At 65.0% G+C, this 13,311-nt stretch carries 9 protein-coding genes; 5 read left to right on the top strand and 4 right to left on the bottom strand.

Features of this window, described 5'->3' with window-relative positions:
- Nucleotides 1–12 precede the first annotated feature (12 nt).
- Both BUA26_RS02905 and BUA26_RS02900 read left to right on the top strand, forming a co-directional pair.
- Nucleotides 13–774 (top strand): c-type cytochrome, encoded by a 762-nt coding sequence (locus BUA26_RS02905; RefSeq protein ID WP_072757714.1) that lies wholly within the window; start codon nucleotides 13–15, stop codon nucleotides 772–774.
- Entirely contained in the window at nucleotides 771–2,060 is a 1,290-nt protein-coding gene (locus tag BUA26_RS02900; protein WP_072757712.1) for a cytochrome c, read from the top strand. The genes BUA26_RS02905 and BUA26_RS02900 overlap by 4 nt, the downstream gene beginning before the upstream one ends.
- Nucleotides 2,061–2,775: 715 nt before the next feature.
- Here the strand turns inward: BUA26_RS02900 and BUA26_RS02895 are convergent.
- Both BUA26_RS02895 and BUA26_RS02890 read right to left on the bottom strand, forming a co-directional pair.
- Nucleotides 2,776–3,285 carry a mismatch-specific DNA-glycosylase gene (locus tag BUA26_RS02895; protein ID WP_072757710.1) on the bottom strand — a complete coding sequence of 170 codons (510 nt, stop codon included), beginning with the start codon at nucleotides 3,283–3,285 and terminating at the stop codon, nucleotides 2,776–2,778.
- The gene (locus BUA26_RS02890) at nucleotides 3,269–3,961 is read right to left on the bottom strand and encodes a Dph6-related ATP pyrophosphatase (RefSeq protein ID WP_072759972.1); all 693 of its coding nucleotides are present in this window, start codon (nucleotides 3,959–3,961) and stop codon (nucleotides 3,269–3,271) included. Before BUA26_RS02890 ends, BUA26_RS02895 begins: the two co-directional genes overlap by 17 nt.
- 135 nt (nucleotides 3,962–4,096) lie before the next feature.
- Between BUA26_RS02890 and rng the strand changes: the two genes are divergently transcribed.
- Together rng and BUA26_RS02880 are read left to right on the top strand one after the other, a co-directional pair.
- Complete coding sequence (rng, locus tag BUA26_RS02885; RefSeq protein ID WP_072757708.1) at nucleotides 4,097–5,578, top strand: ribonuclease G; 1,482 nt, start codon at nucleotides 4,097–4,099, stop codon at nucleotides 5,576–5,578.
- 21 nt (nucleotides 5,579–5,599) lie between these two features.
- Complete coding sequence (locus tag BUA26_RS02880; RefSeq protein WP_072757706.1) at nucleotides 5,600–9,511, top strand: YhdP family protein; 3,912 nt, start codon at nucleotides 5,600–5,602, stop codon at nucleotides 9,509–9,511.
- Between the two features lie 24 nt (nucleotides 9,512–9,535).
- Here the strand turns inward: BUA26_RS02880 and BUA26_RS02875 are convergent, their stop codons facing one another.
- Nucleotides 9,536–10,741 (bottom strand): sterol desaturase family protein, encoded by a 1,206-nt coding sequence (locus tag BUA26_RS02875; protein WP_072757704.1) that lies wholly within the window; start codon nucleotides 10,739–10,741, stop codon nucleotides 9,536–9,538.
- Between the two features lie 132 nt (nucleotides 10,742–10,873).
- Here BUA26_RS02875 and tldD point away from each other — a divergent pair, with 132 nt between their 5' ends.
- Nucleotides 10,874–12,313: a metalloprotease TldD gene (tldD, locus tag BUA26_RS02870; protein ID WP_072757702.1), complete on the top strand. Its 1,440-nt coding sequence runs from the start codon at nucleotides 10,874–10,876 to the stop codon at nucleotides 12,311–12,313.
- A gap of 432 nt (nucleotides 12,314–12,745) precedes the next feature.
- On the opposite strand, the gene yjgA is transcribed toward tldD, so the two are convergent.
- Nucleotides 12,746–13,300 (bottom strand): ribosome biogenesis factor YjgA, encoded by a 555-nt coding sequence (gene yjgA / locus BUA26_RS02865; RefSeq protein ID WP_072759969.1) that lies wholly within the window; start codon nucleotides 13,298–13,300, stop codon nucleotides 12,746–12,748.
- Nucleotides 13,301–13,311 lie beyond the last annotated feature (11 nt).

Genomic DNA, 13,311 nt, shown 5'->3' with positions numbered 1-13,311 from the left:
TATAATTCAACGATGAACACGAACATCAGCCTGCGCTTTGCCAAGCCGTTCGGTGCCGCGGTGTTGTTTGTGGTTGCCACGCTGTTCGGCGCCGCCAGCCATGCCGCCGATGCACCGCCGATATCTCCTATGCCACCTGACACGTTGCAGCAGCGCATCGCCGCCTGCACCACCTGCCATGGCGTACATGGCGAAGGCACTCCGGGCAGCGGATATTTTCCGCGCCTGGCGGGCAAGCCGGCCGTCTATCTGGCGCGACAGATGCAGGATTTCCAGAATGGCCTGCGCAAGTACGCGCCGATGGAATACACCGTCCGCCAGCTGAGCCCGGCGTACATGCAGGAAATCGCCGACTATTTTTCCGCGCAGCAAGTGCCTTACAGCCATTCGCCGGTGCCGTCGGTTTCCGCAGCGACCTTGCAGCGAGGCGACCAGCTGATCACCAAGGGCGACCCCGCCCGCAAGATTCCCGCCTGCGCCAGCTGCCATGGCAGCCAGCTCACCGGCGTTGAACCGTCCACGCCAGGGCTGGTCGGTCTGCCATACGACTATCTCAGTGCGCAGCTGGGCTCCTGGCGCACGCACACCCGCGCCACCGTGGCGCCGGACTGCATGGCGTTGGTGGCCAACCGGCTCAGCAACTCGGACATCACCGCGGTGGCTGCATCGCTGGCCAGTCGCCCGTTGCCGGCCGACACGCATGCGCAGGCGGCCGGTTCGGTAACGCCGCCGCTGCCTTGCGGTGTCCTGGGTGCGACCGGAGATGGCGCATGAAATGGCTGCGTCGATGCTTGCTGCTGATCGTGGTACTGGTCGTGCTGCTGCTGGGCTGGTGGTTTGTCGGTGGCGATCATCGACCGACATCACCGGCCAAGAGTGCGGTGACCGCAGCGACGTTGCATGATCCCGCCTTGATCGCGCGAGGCGAGTACCTGACCACGCTCGGCGACTGCGCCGGCTGTCATACCGCGCAAGGCGGCGCACGCCTCGCCGGTGGTCGTTCGCTGGCCACGCCGTTCGGCAATATCCCGGTGCCGAACATCACACCCGATCGCAACACCGGTCTGGGCGACTGGAGCTTCGAGGATTTCTGGCAGGCACTGCATGTCGGCAAGGGTAGGCACGGCGAACTGCTGTATCCGGCGTTCTCGTACACCTCGTACACCAAGGTGACGCATGACGATGCGCTGGCGATCTTTGCCTACCTGCAATCGCTGGCGCCGGTGCACCAGCCGGCTCCATCGCTGGCGCTGAATTTCCCGTACAGCGTCCGCAAGAGCCTGACTGCCTGGCGTGCGCTGTACTTCAGGGAAGGCGTGTTCAAGCCTGATCCGGCACAGTCGGTGCAGTGGAATCGCGGTGCCTACCTGGTGCAGGGACTGGGCCACTGCAACGAATGTCATGCGGCGCGCGATTCGCTAGGTGGGACATCCGGCGATCGGCATCTGACCGGTGGTCAGATTCCCATGCAGAACTGGTACGCGCCGGATCTGAGCACACAGCAGAACGGCGGCCTGCAGGGCTGGAGCGCCCAGGACATCGTCGACCTGCTGAAAACCGGGCGGTCGGCCAAGGGCGTGGCGTTCGGTCCGATGGCCGATGTGGTTGCGACCAGCACTCAGCACATGAGTGACGACGACCTGCAGGCGGTCGCCATCTATCTGCAGTCGCTGCCGCCGCGCATGCTGCCGCCTGAAGAGCCGCAGCTGTTCAATGCCAGGACGATCGTGCAGCAAGGCGAGAAAATCTACACGCAGCACTGCGCGGATTGTCACGGCAAGGATGGCCGCGGTGTCGCCGGGGCGTATCCGCCGCTTGACGGCAACTCTTCGGTGACCGAACCGACCGGCCTCAACGCGACCCGGATGGTTTTGCTGGGAGGTTTTGCGCCGGTGACCGCGGCCAATCCGCGGCCGTATTCGATGCCGCCATTCGCCCAGCAGCTGAGCGACAGCGACGTGTCGGCCGTGGTCAGCTACATGCGACGCTCGTGGACAAACAACGCGTCGGTGGTGCGGCCGGAGGATGTCAGCCGGTATCGGCATACGCCGATCGATTGATGCTGGTGGGGCTCTTTGTGTAGGAGCCCGCTAGCGGGCGATGCTCTTGGCTCTAGGTGGGTTGATCGAAGCAAGAGCTTTCGTGCGCCTTTGGCGCCCGAGTTACTTTCTCTTTGTGTGGCCAAAGAGAAAGGTAACCAAAGAGAAAGGCCACCCCGCTTACGCGCTTGCCGGGCTCCTGCCCGGCAAGTTCGTGAGCCGGGGCCGGGCTTTTCGACAGGGCTCCTGCCCTGGCGAAAAGGAGTCGACCTCCCTGTCGACTCCCGCTGCGCGGCCTGTCGTCCCCGTCTCACCGCCGCACAGGGGCCCCGGGTAGAGCAACGCGCGTCCTGCGCGTACTTTTCAGAAGAGCTAGGTCAACAGCCAGGGCGCCGCTTCGCTTCGGCTGTTCACCGAGTGCGGGCCAGGATGGCCCGCTGCTCTACCCGGGGCCCCTCTGCAGCGGCGGGTGGGTGGAGGAACAGCCCGCAGGGTGGCCGGCAGGGATGCCGGCCAGTTTGGCGTCAGCACGGGATGTGCTGTCGACAAACCCCGTAACCCACCCGCGGACTTTGCGGGCAGGGATGCCCGCAAAGCGCGTAAGCGGGGTGTCGTTTTCTCTTGGTTACTTCTCTTTTGGACAAGCAAAAGAGAAGTAACTCGCCCTCCGCAGGAGGACGAAAGCTTTTTGCTCTGGATGCAGGAACAAACAAGAGCATCGCTCATTAGCGAACCCCTACCGTGCCCGGTAAAGCTCGCTCAGCGCCAGCCATGGTCCGAGATCCCAATGCCCACGCGCCTGTCCCGAAGGCGACGGCAGCACGAACAGCTGCGTGTCGCCGATGGTTTCGTCCTGCAGGCCGTAGGGCGCCGCATGACCGAGCGCGGCTCGTGCTGCGTTCTTGCTCGTGAACGCGAGCAGGCGTGGTTGATGGCGTTCGATCTTGCCAATCAAGGCTGGCACGTCGAACGCGTCTCGCGGCAGCTCGCTATCGTTGCCGCTGTGGCGTTTGGCCAGGTCGGTGAGGCCGATGCCGTAGTCGGGCAATTGCGGAAATTCGGGCGGCGCCAACTGACGCGGGGTCAGCCCGGCCTCGAATAGCGCACGCCAGAACAAGTTGCCGGGATGGGCGTAGTAGGCGCGTTCGGCGGCCGAACGTTTGCCGGCGGCGGTGCCGCAGAACACCAGCTTGAGTGCGGGTTGCAGCACGTCGGGCAGGATGTGGCTCTCAACTTTTCGCGGCATGTTCGTCGAGCAGGAAATCGGTGAACTGGAAACGTCCATCGCGCAGCACCGATTCGCCGCGGCGCAGCTTGAGCGGTTGACTGAACAGCGGACCGGCATAGCTCAAAGTATGGAATTCGCCGCGCTCACCGCAGGGATCGACTCCGGCCGGCAGCGCATCGAGCAAGGCGGCGTCATAAGCGCGGCCGCAATACTCGGCGTCGAGCTGCTGGGTGTCGACGCAACACAGCATCGCGCGATGGCCTTCGGCGACAAAGCGCCGCGACAGCGTGGTGGTGTCCTCGCCCCATAACGGAAATACCGCGCGCCAGTTCTCGCGGCCCAGCTGGCGTACGCGGTAGTCGCGCACGTCTTCCAGGAACAGGTCGCCGAATGCGCAATGGCGGATGCCCGGCCAGCGCATGCGCGCCTCGACCAGCCCCTGCGCGTGGGCCTGCTCATAGGCTTCGTTGCTGCCGGGCCAGTCCAGCATCACCTCGACCAGCGGCAGGCCCAGCGCCGAAGTCTGCGCCCGCAGCACCTCATGCTGCACGCCGTGCATCGCCACGCGCTGGTAGTTGCGGTTGACCGTGGTGAGCAGGCCGACCACCTGCCACTGCGGATCGGCAAGCAGGCGTTGCAGCGCCAGCAGGCAGTCCTTGCCGCCGCTCCAGGCCAGCAGAATCGGGGTAGTCATGTTGCGAACTCCTGCCGAGGCGGCAATCAGCAGCATTTTGCGATATCGGGAGCCGGATTGCAGTTCCCATGAAATGGCTCATCGACAGGCCGCGCCTGCAGCCGTTATAAAGATGGTCAATTCGGGGAGTATGCGGTGAGTGAAGAAATCCTGATCAACGTGACTCCGCGCGAGACGCGGGTGGGCGTGGTCGAGAACGGCATGCTGCAGGAGGTACACGTCGAACGGGCCTCCAGGCGCGGCTATGTCGGCAACGTCTACAAAGGCCGGGTACAGCGGGTGATGCCCGGCATGCAGGCGGTGTTCGTGGAGATCGGGCTGGACCGCGCGGCGTTCCTGCACGCCTCGGACATCGTGCGACCGGCTCCGGCTGCAGCCGTCGAAGGCGTGGAATCGAACGGCAACGGCCACATTCCCTCGATCAGCGAACTGGTGCACGAAGGCCAGGAGATCGTGGTGCAGGTGGTCAAGGATCCGATCAGCACCAAGGGTGCGCGGCTGTCGGCGCACCTGTCGATTCCCTCGCGCTACCTGGTGCTGTTGCCATACGCACGCACCCTGGGCATCTCGGCGCGGATCGAGGACGAGGCCGAACGCCAGCGGCTGCGCGACGTGCTGACGCCGCTGATCGGCGAGAATCCCATGGGCTACATCGTGCGCACCAACGCCGAGGGCCAGAGCGCCGAATCGCTGGCATTCGACGTCGCCTACCTCACCAAGGTATGGCGGGTGGTGCAGGAGAACATCGCCAAGGCCAAGGTGGGCGAGCGCGTCTACGAGGAGCTGTCGCTGCCGCTGCGCAGCTTGCGCGACATGCTCAACGACGACATCGAGAAGGTGCGGATCGACTCGCGTGCCACCTTCGAGAAGGTGGTCAAGTTCGTGCACAAGTTCATGCCGAGCCTGGACGACCGTATCGAGCATTACGACGGCGAGCGGCCGATCTTCGACCTGTACGGGGTCGAGGACGAGATGCAGCGCGCGCTGAAGAAGGAGGTGCCGCTGAAATCCGGCGGCTATCTGATCGTCGACCAGACCGAGGCGATGACCACGATCGACGTCAACACCGGCGCCTATCTGGGCTCGCGCAACCTGGAGGAGACGGTCTACCGCACCAACCTCGAAGCGGCGCAGGCGGCGGCGCGCCAGCTGCGGCTGCGCAATCTGGGCGGCATCATCATCATCGACTTCATCGACATGAACGATGAGGAACACAAGCGCCAGGTGCTGCGCATGTTGAACAAGGGGCTGGCGCGCGACTACGCCAAGACCACGGTGTATCCGATGTCGGCGCTGGGCCTGGTCGAGATGACCCGCAAGCGCACCACCGAAAGCCTGGCGCGCCAGCTATGCGAGCCGTGTGCGACCTGCAACGGCCGTGGCGTGCTGAAGACCGCCGAAACGGTGACCTACGAGATCTTCCGCGAGATCACCCGCGCGGTGCGCCAGTTCAACGCGCAGAAGCTGCTGGTGATGGCGAACCCCGCCGTGGTCAACCGCATCCTGGAGGAAGAGTCCAGCGCGGTGGCCGAACTGGAAGAGTTCATCTCCAAAAGCATACGCTTTCAGGCTGAAGAACATTATTCGCAGGAACAGTTCGATGTTGTTTTGCTTTAAATCCGGCCTGGGCTGCCACGCGTGAACGCGCTGTGGCAGCGACGGCTGCATCGTTGCGCCCGCGCGCTGGGCTGGACCGTCGGCGTAACGGTGATCCTGTTCGCCGTGCTGGTGGCGCTGACCCAGTTGCTGCTGCCGCTGCTGGCGCGGCATCCGGCGTGGGTGGCCGCACAGCTCAGCCAGCGGCTGCAGCGGCCGGTCAGCTTCGCTTCGATGGAAGGTCGCTGGACGCCATCGGGCCCGCTGTTCGTGATGCACGGCGTGACGATCGGTGCGGCGGCAGGCGAGAGCGGTGCGGCGTTGCAGTTGCCCGAGTCCGAATTGAAGCTCGATTTCGGCGGCTGGCTGCTGCCGTCGCGGCACCTGCTCAACCTGCATGTACGCGGCCTGCAGTTGGACCTGCTGCACGATGCCGGCGGCTGGCACGTCAATGGCATCGGCGTCGCCGGCGGCGGCAATCGGCAGCCGCTGTCGCTGGGCCAGATGTCGGTGGACCTGTGGCTGGAAGACCTGCGCGTGGTGGTCACCGAAGCCACGTTGAACAAGCAATACACCTTGCTGTCCAGGCAACTGCGCCTCAGCCACCAAGGCGGCCAGATCCGCTTCGGCGGCGTGTTGCAGCGCGGTGGCGTGAATGCCGCCGTGCACACGGCCGGTCGCTTCCGCGAGGACGGTAGCGCCGGGCAGGTGTGGGTGGGCGTCGATGATGTGGATCTGAAGCCGTTGCTGAACGGCATCGATCCGGGCGGCTACACGGCCAACCAGGGCCATGGCCGCTTGAGCGCATGGCTGGACTGGCGCGAGGGCACGCTGACCAGCAGCCTGATCCGCTTCGACCTGGATACGCTGACGGTAACTGCGCCCACGGGTGGCGCCGCCAGTGTGGCGTCTTTGCATGGACTGGCCGGCGTGCGCCAGAGCCGCGATGGTTACGACGTGCGCTGGGCGGGCGACGACGGCAGCGCTATGGCGCTCAGCCTGCATCAGCCTGGCAGCGCGCAGGCCAGTATGGGCGTCGCCGCGCGCGAGCTGCAGCTGGCGCCGCTGCTGCCTTGGCTGGCGTTGAAACCGGCGCTGGCGCCGGCGCTGGCGCAATGGCTGGGTGGAGGACACCCGCGTGGCGACCTCAGCCGCGTCGCGCTGCGCTGGAATCGTGCCGACGGGTTGCAGGCCGTCGCGGTGGCCTTCAACGATCTGGGCATCGACGCGGTCGGCAAATTGCCGGGCGTGAGCAGCCTGCATGGCGAGTTGCGCGGCGACGCCGAAGCGCTGTCGCTGGAGCTGCCGGCACAGGCCACAACACTGCAATTTCCGCAGTCGTTCCGGCAGCCCTTCGTGATGTCGCAACTAGGCGGCACGCTGGCTTTCTGGCCGCAGGACGGCGACTGGCATATCGGCGTCGATGCGCTGGATTTTGCCGGCGCCGGGTATGCCGGGCAGGCCCGTGGCGAAGTGATCTTGCCGGCGCAGGGCCGCCCGTTCCTGGACCTCTACGCCACGCTGGACCACGCCGATGTGCCTGCGGCCAAACTGTTCTGGCCGCTAGGCTCGATGTCGCCCGGCACCATCGCCTGGCTGGATCGGGGCTTGCTGGCCGGCAGTCTCGACCAGGCGCAGGTGCTGGTGCGCGGCGATCTCGCGGACTGGCCATTCCGCCACAACGAAGGGCGCTTCGAGGCGCGTGCAGTGATCAGCAACCTGACCCTCGACTACGGCAAGGAGTGGCCGCACGCGGAAGGTGTCAATGCGGTGGCCAGCTTCATCAACAACGGCATGCTGGTCGAGGCCAGCGGTGGCCAGTCGCTGGGCGTGAAGGCGGACAAAGCGGTGGCGCTGATCCCGGATTTCGGCGAGGGCCTGCTGGATCTCAGCGTGCAGGGTAACGGCAGCGGCGCCAGCCTGATGGAGTTCGTGCGCAAGAGTCCGATCGGCATGCGTCAGGCCGATACGCTGGCCAAGCTGAATCTGGATGGCAGCGGCACCTTCGATTTTCACCTGAGTATGCCGCTGAAGAAGGCCGAGGATGCTCAGCTGGACGGCAACGCCCAGCTGAAGGACGCCGACCTCAGCGCACCGGACTGGAACCTCAAGCTGGACAAGCTCAACGGGCCGTTGCGCTTCAACTTGCATGGCATGCAGGCCGGTCCGCTGGATGCCGGCTTTCGCGGCCAGCCGTCGAAACTGCAACTGGCGATCGCAGCGGCCAACAGCGACCCGGCCACTGTGCTGTCCGCGCAATTGCAGGGCAGCTACCGCATGGCAGAACTGGTGCAGGACTACCCGTCGCTGAACTGGCTCGGCCAGCTGGCCGACGGCCGCAGCGACTTCGACATCGGTTTCACGATCGCGCATGTGCCGGGCAGTGACGCGCTGGCGCAAACCCTCAGCGTCGATTCGCCATTGAGCGGAATCACGCTGGGCCTGCCGGCGCCGCTGGACAAGCCGGCGGTGGCGAGCCTGCCGCTGCACCTGACGATGAGCCTGCCGGTCGGCGGCAGCGATCTGCAATTTGGACTGGGCGATGCGGCACGCGGGCACCTGCGCCTCTCCGACGGAGCACAGCATCCACTGGCAGGTACGCTGGCATTCGGCAATCAGATGCCGGAGGCGCTGCCCACCAGCGGCCTGCGCATCCGCGGTCACGCCAGCCGCCTGGACATCACCGGCTGGGTGCAGCAGACGGTGGCTGGTAGCGGTGGCAATGGCCCGGGATTGGAAAGTCTCGATGTCAGCACCGATCAGGCTGGCTGGTTCGGCCGTCCGATGGGGGCGCTGAAACTGCGCGCCACGCCGCAACCTGACGTGCTCAGCGTCGATGTGGATGGCGCCGCGATGGCGGGCAATTTCAGTGTACCGACCCAGGAGCTGGACAAGCGCGGCGTCACCGCACGATTGCAGCGGTTGTATTGGCCGGCAGCCACCCCGCCGGCCGCCGGTGCGAAGGCCGCGGTTGTGCCGGCGTCCGATCCCGCCAATACCGGCATCAACCCGGGTGCGCTGCCGCCGTTCCATCTCTGGATCGGCGACCTGCGCCTGGGTGACTCGAAGCTCGGCGAAGCCCGGCTGGAAACCTGGCCGACCGCGGCCGGCATGCATATCGAGCAGCTGCGCGCGCTGTCCAGTCGCGTGCAGATCAACGCCAGCGGCGACTGGAACGGCAGCGCCAGCAACAGCCACACCCACATGCGCATCAATTTCTCAGCCGAGGATCTCGGCGCGATGCTGGGGGCGTTGGGTTTTGACGGACTCGTCAATGGCGGCAAGACGCACGACCAGCTCGACGCCACCTGGCCCGGCAGCCCCAGCGCGTTATCGCTGGCCACGATGGACGGTACCCTCAGCATTCACGTCAACGACGGCCGCATTCCCGAGGCGACATCACCCGGCGTGGGGCGCTTGCTCGGACTGGTGTCGCTGGCTGAAGTGCCGCGCCGGCTCACCCTGGATTTCGGCGACGTGTTCGGCAAGGGGCTGGCATTCGATTCGATTGCCGGCGACTTTCATCTGTCGAACGGCAATGCCACCACCGACAACCTACTGATCGCCGGTCCGGCGGCGAATATCAGCATCTCCGGCCGTACCGGTTTGCGCGCCAAGGATTACGACCAGGAAATGCGGGTGGTGCCGCATGTCGGCAACAGCTTGCCACTGGTCGGTGCGGTGGTCGGTGGCCCGATCGGTGCGGCGGCGGGCTTCGCCGTGCAGGGCCTGCTCGGCAGGGGCCTGAATCAGGCGGCCAGCGCGCGTTACAAGGTCACCGGCACCTGGGACAAGCCGGTGATGACTTTGATCGAGAAGCGTGGAGCCACGAACACGCCGCTGCTGCTCAATCCCGCAACGAGTCCGCCCGCCACCGGTCTGCCTACCACCGGCCTGCCTGCCGCGGCGGGCAGCGTGCAGCCGCCCGCCGCGGCCAGCTCGATCCATCCCTGATCCACAGGATTACAACCTGCGTGATTACGCAGACGGTTCGGCCGGCGTCTGGTTGCCGCGAAAAGGAAACAGCTGCTGTTTGACGAAGCCGTCCGGCATGTAATCGCCGACCACGCCGTAGTGCTCCGGAAACTTGTTGCTCGACTTCACCGCCGTGCCGAACAGGTAATCGAGAAACGCGTAGTGCGCGGCGTAGTTCTTGTCGATCGCCTCGTCGTCTGAAGCGTGGTGCCAGTGGTGGAAATCCGGCGTCACGATCAGGTATTTGAGCGGTCCCCACGGCAGATGCACGTTGGCGTGGTTGAACACCGCCTGGAAGCCCACGATCAGGATGTAGCCGTTCATTGCCGCCTCGCTGAAGCCGAGGATGTACAGCGGCGCCAGCACGCATACGCGGGTGAAGATCAGCTCCAGCATGTGCTGGCGCGAGCCGGCCAGCCAGTCCATCGTCTTCACGCTGTGGTGTACCGCATGGAAACGCCACAGGAACGGCACCTCGTGATACGCGCGGTGCGTCCAGTACTGCGCCATATCCGCCACCAGCACACACAGCAGCAGCTGCGGCAGGAACGGGATGTGCTGCACGGTCTGCTGGAAATGGCTGCTGACCAGCCAGCCGAACATGTGGTGCAGCAGGAAATTCACCGTCAGCAGCGCCAGCCCCACGATGAAATGGTTCACCGCGAAATGCTTCAGATCGGTCTGCCATTCCTTGCGGAAGATCGCCTGGCCCTTGTACAGCGGAAACAGCTTCTCGATCACCACGAAGATCAGGGTCGAGCCGAGCAGGTCCAGGATGAACCAGTCCAGCCCGATGTACGGCGTGTGGTCGGGGAACTCGCCGACCGGCACGCGCGAACCGCCCAGCGCCACCGCCGCGATCACCAGCACGAACGCTACGAGGTTGAGGTTGCGCTGGCGATTGAGGATGAGATTGCCCAGCGAGATGCCACCGGCCGCCAGCAAGCCGACCAGCAGCAGCTGGCGGATCACGTCGACCGAATACTTGTGGCGCAGATCCGGCGTGGTCAGGTATTGCGGAAAGTGGAACGCCAGTACCGCCAGCAGGCACAGGAAGCCCAGCGACAGCGCGATGATGCTGGTGATCATGCCGCGGCCAGGCGTCAGCTCGCCGTCGGCGTGCAGCAGTTCGCGGGTCTGCGCGACCGGCGCCTTCACGGCGCGGCCAAGGGCTTCGCGTGCAGCCTCGCGTTTGGAGTGTTCGCTCATGGTGATCCTTCACGTCAGACGCCGGCCGGCGTTGCCGCGCATGGTAGCGCAGCGCCCGTGCCAAGGCTTTAAAGCGGCTGGCGGCAGCCCCATGTGGGATAGTTACCGATCGACCGCAGACGAACAAAGCCCATGGATTCCCTGATCACGCTAGCCGAAAGCAAATTGTTGTCCCCCGGCGGCATCGCCACCGGCGACCTCGACCGTGTATTCACCCAGTTGATGGGCCCGTCGATCGACGCGGCCGACCTGTACTTCCAGCATTCGCGCAGCGAGTCGTGGCTGCTGGAGGAGGGCATCGTCAAGGACGGTAGCCATTCGATCGAGCAAGGCGTGGGCGTGCGCGCGATCAGCGGCGAGAAGACCGGCTTCGCCTACTCCGACGAGATCGTGCTGCCGCAGTTGCTGGAAGCCTCGAAAGCCGCGCGCGCGATCGCCCACGGCGGCAACGGTACCGGCAAGCCGCTGGCATTGAACGGCGCGCGCCAGCTGTATCCGGCGATCGATCCGGTCGAGAGCCTACCCAATCCCGACAAGATCGCGTTGCTGCGCGAGGTCGATGCGTACGCGCGCTCGCGCGATCCGCGCGTCAAGCAAGTCATCGTCAGCCTCTCTGCCACGATCGACACCATCCTGATCGCCGCCTCCGACGGCACACTCGCCGCCGACGTGCGTCCGCTGGTACGGCTCAGTGTGCAGGTGATCGCCGAGCAGAACGGCCGGCGCGAGCAGGGCAACTCTGGCGGCGGCGGTCGCTATGGCTATCGCGAATTGATCGAGAACGGGCGAGCGCTCGCATTCGCCGATGAAGCGGTGCGTCAGGCCCTGGTGAATCTGGATGCGGTCGATGCACCAGCCGGCAGCATGACCGTGGTGCTCGGCCCCGGCTGGCCCGGCGTGTTGCTGCACGAGGCGATCGGCCACGGCCTGGAAGGCGACTTCAACCGCAAGGGCAGCTCCGCATTCTCCGGCCGCATCGGCCAGCGAGTGGCCGCCAAGGGCGTCACCATCGTCGACGATGGCACCTTGGTAGGCCGCCGCGGTTCACTCAGCATCGACGACGAAGGCACGCCGACCGAGTGCACCACCTTGATCGAGGACGGTATTCTCAAGGGCTACATGCAGGACAAGCTCAACGCGCGCCTGATGGGCATGGCGCCGACCGGCAATGGCCGCCGCGAGTCGTTCACCTCGCTGCCGATGCCGCGCATGACCAACACGTACATGCTGGCCGGCCAGCACGATCCGGCGGAGATCATCCGCTCGGTGAAGAAAGGTCTATACGCGCCGAATTTCGGCGGCGGCCAGGTCGACATCACCAATGGCAAGTTCACCTTCTCGGCGTCTGAGGCGTACTTGATCGAGGACGGCAAAATCACCCGTCCGGTCAAGGGTGCCACGTTGATCGGCTCAGGCCCGGACGTGCTCAATCGCGTCTCGATGATAGGCAATGATCTGGCGCTGGATGAGGGTGTGGGCGTGTGCGGCAAGGACGGGCAGAGTGTGCCGGTCGGCGTGGGTCAGCCCACGTTGAAGATTGATTCGATGACGGTGGGTGGGACGGCTTCGTAAGCTTCGGGATCATTTCCAGCGGAGCAACCGTCACTCCACATTTTTATTGTGCTCGTCATTCCGGCGAAGGCCGGAATCGCTTCTGCGCTTTGGTCTGCCTGCGGCAACCGAGTCACTTGCGTCGTGGGTTCTTTTTGTAGGAGCCCGCTCGCGGGCGATGCTCTTGCCCTTTCTGTTTGGTTAGAGCAAAGAGCGTTCGCTCGCCTTTGGCGACAGAGTCACTTTCTCTTTGGACAAGCAAAAGAGAAGTGCCTCGCCCTCCGAAGGAGGGTGAAAGCTCTTCAGTTCTGATGCCAGAGTGCAGAAGCGATTCCGGCTTTCGCCGGAATGACGACTCTGGAAGAGTCTGCAAGTCTTCGCTGGGACGAGTAAGAGTACCGCGCACAGAGTGCGCTCCCACAGGCGCGCGTCGCGCAAAGTGTCGCGAATCGCTCAGCCCTCGGCCGAATCGCCCGCCTTGCCCAGATCCTTCAACAACTGAAAAATCTCCCGATACGCCCTTGGCGGCTTGTTCGGGACTTCCTTTTCCAGACGCGCCTGCCGCACCAGCGACCGCAGATGCTGCCGATCAACCTGCGGATGCTCGGCGATCAATTCCGACAGCGCGCCCTCGTCCTCGGCGATCAGACGATCGCGCATCGCTTCGAGGCGGTGCATCGCCGCGTTTTCCTGGCGCTGCTTCTCGCGGTTCTCGCCGAGTTCGGCGCGCACGGCGGCGAAGTCTTCTTCGCCGTAGCGGCGCATCACCTTGGCGAGGAACGCGAGCTGGCGCTTCTTAGCGCCATGCGAGGTGATGCGGCGGGTGACGTCGATCTCGTGGCGCACGTCGTCGGGCAGTTCGAGCTTGGCCAGCCGGCTCGGTTGCAGATCGACCAGTTGCTGAGCCAACACCAGCACGGCGAGTGCCTCGCGGCGCTGCTGGGTGCGGCTGGGGCCGTAATCCTCTTCGTCGAGTTCGTGTTGGTTGCGGCTGCGGCTCGGGCTCACGGGTTTCAATT

Source organism: Rhodanobacter sp. OK091 (assembly GCF_900142825.1).
Classification (GTDB): domain Bacteria; phylum Pseudomonadota; class Gammaproteobacteria; order Xanthomonadales; family Rhodanobacteraceae; genus Rhodanobacter.
This window is presented reverse-complemented; position numbering and strand designations above follow the sequence as displayed.

What these genes read in the sequence shown, in the direction of transcription:
- BUA26_RS02875 (WP_072757704.1), bottom strand. Translation starts at nt 10,741, where the DNA reads ATGAGCGAACACTCCAAACGCGAGGCTGCACGCGAAGCCCTTGGCCGC.
- BUA26_RS02900 (WP_072757712.1), top strand. Translation starts at nt 771, where the DNA reads ATGAAATGGCTGCGTCGATGCTTGCTGCTGATCGTGGTACTGGTCGTG.
- BUA26_RS02895 (WP_072757710.1), bottom strand. Translation starts at nt 3,285, where the DNA reads ATGCCGCGAAAAGTTGAGAGCCACATCCTGCCCGACGTGCTGCAACCC.
- tldD (WP_072757702.1), top strand. Translation starts at nt 10,874, where the DNA reads ATGGATTCCCTGATCACGCTAGCCGAAAGCAAATTGTTGTCCCCCGGC.
- BUA26_RS02905 (WP_072757714.1), top strand. Translation starts at nt 13, where the DNA reads ATGAACACGAACATCAGCCTGCGCTTTGCCAAGCCGTTCGGTGCCGCG.
- BUA26_RS02890 (WP_072759972.1), bottom strand. Translation starts at nt 3,961, where the DNA reads ATGACTACCCCGATTCTGCTGGCCTGGAGCGGCGGCAAGGACTGCCTG.